The sequence below is a fragment of the Acinetobacter uliginosus genome (genome assembly GCF_044130295.1).
Taxonomy (GTDB): domain Bacteria; phylum Pseudomonadota; class Gammaproteobacteria; order Pseudomonadales; family Moraxellaceae; genus Acinetobacter.
Genome location: NZ_JBIQOC010000023.1, coordinates 41,652 through 50,348 on the forward strand (window position 1 = coordinate 41,652; position 8,697 = coordinate 50,348).

Sequence of the window (8,697 nt, forward strand, 5' to 3'; positions counted from 1 at the left end):
CTGTTCCTTAAAATATAGTCAAACATAGTCAAGGACTAATTCGCACTCTGTTAATGTCTTGTTACCAAGCGTGTAACTAGAGCCTAAGTCGGTCAGTTCCGACTTGTAGCGGTCAGTCCGCTCTTGCAATATACGCCTTACCTCACGGTAAGCTGTGTAACGCCTTATCTCAGAGTCGTTTAATCTTGCAAGCACGTTTCTCGCACCATTCCAATCAGCTTGCACAACTTCCCCATTAAAACGGTAAAAGCGATCTCCCTTACGTGTGCCTATTAAAAGCCCATGCAAGAAAGAATCACATTGCGAAGTATATGAAGCATTAACTAGATGTACCGTAGAACCTCTACGGTGAGATACAACATTCAGGGCATCAGCTAATAAACCTTTAACCCATGTATTTAAGCGTCTATTGGTATTTTTGCCATAGCTACGTTTGCTTTGAATTGGAGAAGTTAAATCCTCTGCAACAATCACTTTAGCTTTATTGACTAGCTTGTGACTCGCTGTAAAGATCAGCGTCTTGAGTTTTGCCTTTTGAGTGTCTTGTCGCTTATCTAGCTTCTTTCGACCTAAATTGTTTAGCTCAATTTTCTGCTTCTTGTGTGGCTTTGCCCTCGAAAGCGCTCTTAGCTTGTTTTTATTCTTGTATTTTTGATTCAGGTAATCAGATTCACTTGAGATCAGCTTACCTAAGCCTTGACCATACACAGCACCATCAGAATCTACAAAGACTTCTGAATACCCCTTATCAACACCGATAGTTTCTTGACCACAATCTTGAGTTTCAATCGCATCATAAGTTGAATGAACTTCGATATTTCCATTCCGAAGAATAATCCTTAACGTACCTTGTGGTGCAAATTCCATAGTGGTGCTAAGTGGGATTTTAATGGTTTGTCGAGGTACTAAGCTCGGTACTTTAAGCCAACATTGACCGTTTAACTCAAAGGTTTTACACATATCAGCACGTACAATGATTTGGTTATGCGTGTGATTCACCCCATGTTTAAAATGCTTACGCATCTGACGATGAAGAAAATTATCTGTTGTCCATTCATCCTTTTTAAGAAGGGTGTAAAGCCTTTTTAGCTCTTTATCGCATGTTGTTCTTTTACGAATTGCCTTCTTAACTTTTTCTTTTGCAGCTTCACGATAGGCTTTAATATCACCAATACAATCACGTAGCGTTTCTTTCCATGCGTTTGCTGACACACCGAAGTCACGACCTTCTTTCATCCACCCATCACGAATGGTTCTATCACTGATATTTAAGCCTGAAATAGCACCATATCTAGTCCAAACCTCACCTCTAACACATCCAAGTAAAACAGCTTGTTTTTCAAGCTGCTTATACTTTTCTCGATTCAGATTTCTACAGTGATGAATGCGTGTTAATTTCACAAAGTCATGCCTGGGTTAAGGGATTGGATAATCAATAGATATGGATGCTAATATACCAAGACATTGACTTAAAATAAAAAAAGATAATCATTTAAATCTCTAATAAATATCCACCTTGCCACTACTTAATCGACATAGACAAAATAAGCACTTATGCAAATATTTGTCTATATTTTTAGTTGTAGTTAATTACTCTCATTCTGCCACTTACAAGCCTATATTTATTTCTGTGAAAGCGGCAGGTACTCTGGCCCAAGAAAGACAGAACACCAACCGAATAATGATCATACAAGGCATTGATATATCAGCACTCTACTATATTTTACTCTGCCTTATGATCCTCATGTAAAGGCCATAACTGATGCGAATTCAGCAATAGTAAACTCAAGCTTTCTGCATAATCAATTTTGGCTTGATCAATTCGACCGCGCGCATCAACCAGTTGCTGTGAATGAAGTAACAGTTCATTTAAACTCAATTCACCAAGCTTATATGCTTTTTGCATCAATCCATGTTGTTGCTGTAACTGTGCCAAATTCTGTTGAGCCTGCTCACTCCGTACAGTTGCCGACTCCATCTGCGTAAACCAGTATTGCGTTTCCTGACGCAAACGGTTTTCTACTCGTCCGATCTCAAAATTGGCCTTTTGAGCTTCCGCCATGGCCATACCAGAAGCTATACGCACTTGCCGACTGGCGAGTGGAATTGAAACGCTCACACTCATCAAGTTTTCAACGCCAGACTGTTCACGACTATAGCCCACTCCGACCGTAGGATTAGGTACCCGATTGAGTTGCTCTCTTTTGACTAATGCATCTTGCTGTGCTGCCTGTGTTTTAACCAGCTCAAGCTCATGGTTGGCAGACAAAACCTGCTGTATCCATTCAGTCTGTGTATATTCGAGTGGGCGAATTTTGATGACATCACTGCTCCAGTGTTCTGGAATGTTTCCCTGATAATCACGTGACAATAACTGCTGTGCTTGATAGTAAGCCGTTTTAGCCTGCATATATTGCTCTTCGATTTGCCGTGATTCATTGCTGAGCAGAATCAGTTCCAGTCGTGGGGCATCTCCAGCACGAATACGCTGCTGGGTCATTTGCATATAGTGCTGTATTCTTGCCTGCTGTTCCTCTATGCGCGTCAATTGCAAAGCACTGCGTATATAGGCAAACCACTGATTCAGCAAAGTTTTGGCAACTTCATGTTTGGCATCTTCATATTTTAATTCTGCAATACTCATCCCTCGTTGCGCCAAATCCTGATCCAGCCGGTATTTGCCAGGCAAACGAATCTGCTTTTCAACACCAAAGTTCGGCTCATAACTATTAGACTTTGTTTGACCATCCTGGGCGTCGGTGTTACGAAGCTGCATCCCCGCACGCACGGTCCAGGGATGACCCAGTTTTAGCCCCTGTCCTGCAAAATTGGCATAGTCCTGATCCGAAACTGCTGACCGAACAGTTGGATGCTGTGACAAGCTCTGTTTGACCGCATCAAGTGGCGGCAAGACCTGATCCAAAGCGGGTTCCGCGGATACGACAGAAGTCATCATCACACAACAGCCCAAGCCCAGTAAACGTAAGGCTTTACCCAGCAAATGGGGTTGAGTCGCTATCTCTGGTTTCATTCGTTCACTTCTCCTTGACCAGCATAACCCGATGTTATGGTTGGTAATACCCAATAGAAACAGTCACTTGATTTAAATTTCTTTTGGATATGGGCTAAAACTAAAGGCACAGTTGCGAGGGGTAAAATCAACAGAATCAAATTACGCTCAGTTGCACCCCTAATTTTTTCTTGAATGTTGCGATAATGTTGGCGGCTGCCGAAACCTTGTGCCGGGATACAGGTACATCCTGTCACAATCTCGGGAATGAGCCATAAATGGCTCATTAATTCTTCCGCAATATCACTGGAGATGTTGATAGAGAGTTGGCACATTTCAGACATGAGTATCTCGCACTAAACCAAATTGTTTGAACAAGTTAGGAAGTAAAATCAGCGTCAGTAAGGTGCAGGAAATTAATCCACCAATCACCACGATCGCCAATGGACGCTGAATTTCAGCACCTGGCCCAGTGGTAAAGAGCAACGGAATTAAGCCCAAAGCCGCGATACTTGCAGTCATCATTACTGGACGTAAACGTCGCATCGCCCCCTCACGAACCACTTCTTCAATTGCAACGCCGCGTGAAATGAGCTGGTTAAAATAACCAATCATCACCAAACCATTCAGTACGGCAATCCCCATTAATGCAATAAACCCGACAGAAGCAGGCACCGATAAATATTCATCGGTAATGGCTAAGGCTACGACTCCCCCAATTAAAGCAAAGGGAATATTCACAAAAACCAGTACTGCCTGACGAACAGACCCTAAAGTTGTAAAGAGCAGGAAGAAAATCATAGTCAACGCTGCAGGGACAACCAGCATCAGACGCGCTGCTGCACGTTGTTGATTTTCAAATTGGCCACCCCATTTCAATGAATAGCCGGCCGGTAATTCAACTTTCTGGGCAACCTGCTGTTTTGCTTCCTCGACAAAACCAACCAGATCCCGGTCACGCACATTGGCACGGACAACGGACATTCTTGAAGCATTTTCCCGGTCAATTTTGACGACGCCTTCAGTCTTGACCATTTCTGCTAAAGAAGACAACGGTACAGCCGCTGAGTTTGCAACAGGTAAATTCATGTTCGCGAGGGCAAAACTGGATTGTCCCAGACGTGGATCACCTTTCATCATCAATGGAACTGGTCGCCCCTGTTCAATAATCGAACTAATCTGCTGCCCTTCAATGAGCATTTTGAGTTGTGCCTGTATGCTTTGGCTATCTAGCTGATTGCGGACAGCCATATCACGACGAATACGTAATTCCTGATATTGCACCCCAGAATTTTCCAAAGTCATGACATCTTCGCTGCCTTTGATCCCTTGTAGAACGGTAGAGATTTGCTTAGACAGCTGATTCAGCTGGTCTAAATCGGTACCAAAAATTTTGACGGCCAAATCTCCACGTACACCCGATAACATTTCTGAAGTCCGCATTTCAATAGGCTGACTAAAGGTGAGATTGACCCCAGGAACATCGGCCAATACATGGCGAATTTTGGCTAAAATCTGCTCCTTACTTTGTCCCTGCCACTGATCTTGCGGTTTCAAAATGACAAAGCTATCGGTTTCATTTAAGCCCATAGGGTCAAGGCCCAGTTCATCCGAGCCGGTTCTTGCCACAATGCGGGCCACTTCTGGAACTTGTTTTAGAATTCTTCTTTGAATGTCCAGGTCAAGTGCAATCGAATTTTGCAGGCTGATCGATGGCATTTTTTCCAACTGCAATATGGTGTCACCTTCATCCATTGTTGGCATAAAAGACTTACCAATGAGTGGAAAAATGAGTGCAGCAACCACCAAAGCACCTCCGGCCAAAGCATAAACACGTTTCGGATGGGCTAAACTTGCATTTAACACCTTGCTATATGCCTGTTCCAGCTTAGCAACAATATACGGCGTGTGATGTGCTTGAGATTTCAAGAAATAAGAACACAGCACCGGAATAATCGTTAATGAAAAAATCAGTGAGCTCGACAATGCAAAGACAATGGTCAGTGCCACTGGAGAGAAAAGCTTCCCTTCCAGACCTTGCAACGTCATTAACGGAATGAAGACCAGCATAATAATGATCATTCCTGCTGTCACAGGTACCGCCACCTCACAAACTGCACGATAAATGACGTTCAGCGGGGGTAAAAACGAACGGTGTTTGGACTCGTGTGCATCTGCCAGTTGCATTTCGATATTTTCAACCACCACAACCGCCGCATCGACCAGCAAACCAATGGCAATGGTTAAACCACCCAATGACATCAGGTTGGCACTTAATCCAAACTGACGCATCATTAAGAAAGTACTCAACGCAGATAAAGGTAAAATCGCAGCAACAACCAAAGCGGCTCTTAAATTGCCTAAAAACAACAGCAATAAAATCAGGACTAATACAATCGCCTCGACCAAGGTTTTACTCACGGTATGAATGGCACGATTCACCAGTTCACCACGGTCATAAAAAGGCTTGATCGTAACGCCCTGGGGTAAGTTTTTCTCAATGTCATGCAAATGTTCACGCACACTTTGCACAACCTGACGTGCATTGGCGCCTTTTAAGGTGAGGACAATCCCTTCAACAGCTTCACCCTGACCATTTTCGGTTACCGCTCCGTAACGGGTAAGGGCACCGGTATGAACATCGGCGACATCCTTCACTTGCACCAGCGTCCCCTGATGATTGGAAACAATAATCTCACCCAGCTCTTGTAAATTGGTGACACGACTATCACTACGAATCAGTAATGATTCTCCATTTTCATTCAGACGACCCGCACCGTCACTTACATTATTTAATTCAATTGCTTGTTTTAACTGATCAAGAGATAGACCTCTCGACGCCAGAGCATCCAGGTTGGGTGTCACTTCAAAGGTACGTGCCAAACCACCTAGGACATTGACATCCGCTACCCCTTCAATTTTTCTGAGCTGTGGACGGACGACCCGATCGAGCAAGGTTCGTTTTTCCATATCACTCATAGGACCATGTAAAGTGAACATAAAAGATTCACCTAATGGTGTCGTCATAGGCGCAATCCCGCCTGATGCATTGCCAGGCAGAGCTGACATGACTCCAGTCAAACGCTCATTGACCTGTTGCCTGGCCCAATAAGGATCTGTCCCTTCTGCAAAATCCAGGGTAATGATTGCAATGGCATATTTAGATTGTGAACGTAGTACAGTTTGATGAGGGATTCCCAACATTTCCTGTTCTATCGGTACCACAATACGGCTTTCCACCTCTTCTGGCGTCATGCCAGGAGATTTCATCACAATTTGAACCTGTGTGCTTGATACATCCGGAAAGGCATCAATCGGTAATTTTGTAAATGCCAAATAACCCGCAACACTGATTGCCATACCCAATAACAGCATTAGGATTCGTTGACTCAGTGAAAATGCAATAATACGTTTTAACATGTGCCTAACCTCAATTCACCGCAGTGCTACTGCTGGCAGGTGGTGCCTGCTCTGCACCGAAACCTGACCAAACGGCTTTTAGACGTTCGACACCCCTCACAGCAACTTGAATTCCAGGTTTTAATGCATTTCCAATCACATGACTTTGCTGCTGGTTCGCCCCCACCAATTCCACAGGCGTTGCCACGAAACCATTTTGGTTCTTGATAAAAATGAAGTGCTTGTTATCTTTTAAAGTTAAGGCAGTACTCGGTATTACCCATGCGGTTTTTGTTGTCGGGTTATGGCTTTGAATATTCGCTTTAACAAACTGTTGTACTTTTAAACAGTTATCCTTGGCCTGCATTTGGACTAGAACATTTTGAGATTGCGTATTGCCTGAAAGTGCTGGTGCAATTTGTTGTACCAGCCCGGTAATTTCACATCCCTCAACTTTGACCAAATCGCCAATCTGGATATATTTGCTATCCGCTAAAGGGGCTTGCAACATTAATTGCAAAGGTAGATCACTATTCACCAACTGACCCAGTACTGCGCCGGTTTCTACATATTGACCTGCGGATACCTGTAAACTTTCTACACTACCTCTGGCGGGACTTTTAACATACACCACGGGATTCAGTCCCTGACTACTACTTCCTCCCATAAACTGCAACATGCGTTGCTTGGCACTCAGATCAATATTCAGTCGTTGCACTACATTCTGGGCTTCCTGTACACGTTTTTCAGCAATAATCCCTTCAGCATATAAACTGCGTTCACGTGCCAAATTTTGGCTGGCCAATTGCAGTTGTGCACGAATTTGTAAAATTTCATTTTGAATCTGAATTAAATCAGGGCTATGAATGGCCAGTACAGGACTGTGGAAACCCACTTCGGCTAAAGGTTGCACCAGTACCTGTTGCACTATCCCCGCTACAGGACTGGTTAAAACCACTTTACTTTGAGGTGACCACTGCGCTTGCCCCTGCAAAGTCAGTGCGAGTTGTACATCTCTTGTCGCTTGTCCTAAAGTTTGTAATTGAATACCTGCTTGTTGAATCTGTGTGGGCGAAATTAAAATCTGGTTACCAGACACATCTATTGTCTCTGTTTCATTGGTGACTACATTTTGTGTCTTTGATTTTTCCGTTTTATTTTTATTTAGTAGTAAACTGCTGCCCCACCAAATTCCTAAAATCACCAAGGCCAATGTGCAAATACTGATAAATAGTTTTTTATTTCGTAATACACTCACTTGCTGACTCACTGATCTACCCTCAAAAATATTTTCACTCAGGGTAAAATCAAGTTCTTAAGATCTAATTAAATTTGAAAATTCAATTTTTTCGAGGCTTGAGCAAATGTTGGGTCGTAAAACTGTAGAAGTAGAAATTATCAAAGATGCCTTAAAGATTGCCCAGGCAAAAAGTACATATCGCAGATGCCCTTATTGCTACCCGGCGATACCCCACAGAACAATTGACATACTCGCCCCACCTACGCAAAAGGTGAGCTAGTACAACTCTAGTCCTTCTCTTTTTCAAGTCAATTGCTTATCCGCTATTCAGGTTAGTAAAAGATATTTAAATAAAATCCCTACAATGTAGGAAAAATTCTTCCATATACTTTACTTTCTGAACTTTAATCATTATTTTTTAAAAGCAAAATTAATCATGCACGATTTTAATCTGAATTAATTCAGATTAAAATCAACTACTTATATAGATATTTTTTATTTTTACTTTATTATAAAAATTATTAGGCTAAATTAAAATCAAAACTCAGAGGTGGATCAGGAAATTTGAACAACACCTATAAGTGATATTTTGCTCCCCAAATGATGTTATAAACATCGATATAAGGAGTATTTTATGGCACGTAGACCAAGAAGAAATCATTCAAATGATTTTAAAGCTAAGGTAGCACTTGCTGCGATTAAAGCAGAAAAAACACTTGCTGAATTGAGTGCTGAATTTGATGTTCATCAAAACCAAATTATCGACTGGAAAAATCAATTGATTTCGGCTTCCTCGCAAGCCTTCGATCAATCAAAAGCTCCAGCAGAACCACCCATTGATCTAAAAAAACTACATGCAAAAATCGGTGAGCAGGCATTAGAAATTGATTTTTTAGAAGGTGTGTTGAAGAAACTGGGCCGCTTCAACCACAAAAGTTAATCGACGACTCACTTCAGATTTCAGTATCTAAGCAAGCTAAGCTACTGAAAGTCTCCCGTGGTTGTTATTACTATCGCCCAAAACCTGTGAGTGCATCAGATCTGAAGC

General features: G+C 42.4%; 5 protein-coding genes and 1 pseudogene. 1 reads left to right on the forward strand and 5 read right to left on the reverse strand.

Annotated elements, in window-relative coordinates:
• Nucleotides 1-18: 18 nt before the first annotated feature.
• From ACE01T_RS06635 to ACE01T_RS06655, 5 genes are all read right to left on the reverse strand, one after another.
• Nucleotides 19-1,401: an RNA-guided endonuclease TnpB family protein gene (locus ACE01T_RS06635; protein WP_395518986.1), complete on the reverse strand. Its 1,383-nt coding sequence runs from the start codon at nucleotides 1,399-1,401 to the stop codon at nucleotides 19-21.
• A 322-nt stretch (nucleotides 1,402-1,723) separates the two neighbouring features.
• Nucleotides 1,724-3,031, reverse strand: coding sequence for a TolC family protein (locus tag ACE01T_RS06640; protein WP_395518987.1), 1,308 nt, complete (start codon nucleotides 3,029-3,031; stop codon nucleotides 1,724-1,726).
• Nucleotides 3,028-3,354 (reverse strand): DUF3240 family protein, encoded by a 327-nt coding sequence (locus ACE01T_RS06645; protein WP_016165445.1) that lies wholly within the window; start codon nucleotides 3,352-3,354, stop codon nucleotides 3,028-3,030. Before ACE01T_RS06645 ends, ACE01T_RS06640 begins: the two co-directional genes overlap by 4 nt.
• Entirely contained in the window at nucleotides 3,347-6,430 is a 3,084-nt protein-coding gene (locus ACE01T_RS06650; RefSeq protein ID WP_395518988.1) for an efflux RND transporter permease subunit, read from the reverse strand. Before ACE01T_RS06650 ends, ACE01T_RS06645 begins: the two co-directional genes overlap by 8 nt.
• A gap of 10 nt (nucleotides 6,431-6,440) precedes the next feature.
• Nucleotides 6,441-7,679: an efflux RND transporter periplasmic adaptor subunit gene (locus tag ACE01T_RS06655; RefSeq protein WP_395518989.1), complete on the reverse strand. Its 1,239-nt coding sequence runs from the start codon at nucleotides 7,677-7,679 to the stop codon at nucleotides 6,441-6,443.
• Between the two features lie 604 nt (nucleotides 7,680-8,283).
• On the opposite strand from ACE01T_RS06655, the pseudogene ACE01T_RS06660 reads away from it, so the two are divergent.
• A pseudogene (locus ACE01T_RS06660) lies at nucleotides 8,284-8,697 on the forward strand (IS3 family transposase); the annotation flags it as partial.

Bases quoted from the DNA above. Each gene is read 5' to 3' on its own strand.
- ACE01T_RS06645 (WP_016165445.1), bottom strand. From the start codon at position 3,354: ATGTCTGAAATGTGCCAACTCTCTATCAACATCTCCAGTGATATTGCG.
- ACE01T_RS06650 (WP_395518988.1), bottom strand. From the start codon at position 6,430: ATGTTAAAACGTATTATTGCATTTTCACTGAGTCAACGAATCCTAATG.
- ACE01T_RS06640 (WP_395518987.1), bottom strand. From the start codon at position 3,031: ATGAAACCAGAGATAGCGACTCAACCCCATTTGCTGGGTAAAGCCTTA.